Origin of the sequence: Bacillus sp. JJ864 (genome assembly GCF_036963045.1) — a bacterium.
In the GTDB taxonomy this organism is placed as follows: domain Bacteria; phylum Bacillota; class Bacilli; order Bacillales; family Bacillaceae_G; genus Bacillus_A; species Bacillus_A pseudomycoides_C.
Window position 1 is genome coordinate 1 of record NZ_JBALLY010000043.1, and the last position, 1,068, is coordinate 1,068.

Below are 1,068 nucleotides of genomic sequence, written 5' to 3' on the forward strand. Positions count from 1 at the left end.
AACACCCTTATGGGCGCACTATCGCTTGATCATCGTCACCCGCGATAAATAAGTTGTTTTGCGGTGCTGCTAATAATTTTACAATTTCATACTGAGCGTATGATGTATCTTGAAATTCATCGACTTCAATATATTGAAAGCGACCTTGCAATTGCGTTAATAAAGCGGCATTATTTTCTAGCAAATAGAACGTTTCAAGTAAAATATCATCAAAATCTAAATAGCCATGACTTTGTTTTACGTCTTCATAACGTTGATACACTTCTTGAAATTCACGTTCCACAGGTGTTTTAGCTTGGACATCTTTCGGTCTATTTAATTTATTCTTTTCAAGTGAAATCATTGCTAGCATACTTTCCGCATCATAGTCATCTTTTAAACGAAGTTCTTTTAAAATTTTCTTTATAATAATTTGTTTATGCTTTTCGTTTGCTAAAATTTGTTGGTTGTATCCTTGGCTGCGAAGTAACTTTAAGAACACCGAGTGGAATGTTCCAGCAACAAGATAATGGCTCGCTGCAGGTGTCATACCAGGTAATGTTGCTACGCGGCTTCGAATTTCTTCCGCTGCTTTTTGTGTAAAGGTAAGCAGCAATATGTTGCGCGGGTGAACACCTTTTACATTGACTAAATAGCCAACGCGCGTTGTTAAGACAGACGTTTTTCCACTGCCTGCACCAGCTAATGTAAGAACGGGCCCTTCAGTCTGACGAACAGCTTCTAATTGCTTTTCATTTAAATATATTCCTTGTTTTTCAAGAGCGCGAAAATAAGTAACATCCGCATCATTTTGCTGAACTAAATCCGTAGATGTTTTCGGAATATGATAAGTTGCGCGAGGTATATTCGAATGTGTTAATGATTTTTGCGAAAAATTTTCCTTAGTCATAATTTCACCTTCAATAAGTAGCATCAATTTATAACTTTAGCGGAAGATAGGGGAATTGGCAATGTAAAAAAGTAGGGCAGTGGTGTGATTATGTTTGGGATGTAGAAATTAAAAACCTCTCTTTTTAGATGGGCGAGAGGAACTAGCCATGCATAGTGGCGGTCAGTGCCAATTTCTGC

General features: G+C 37.5%; 1 pseudogene. It reads right to left on the reverse strand.

Annotation, left to right across the window (positions count from 1 at the left end):
• Positions 1-19: 19 nt before the first annotated feature.
• A pseudogene (locus V7024_RS08085) lies at positions 20-889 on the reverse strand (ATP-dependent helicase); the annotation flags it as partial.
• Positions 890-1,068 lie beyond the last annotated feature (179 nt).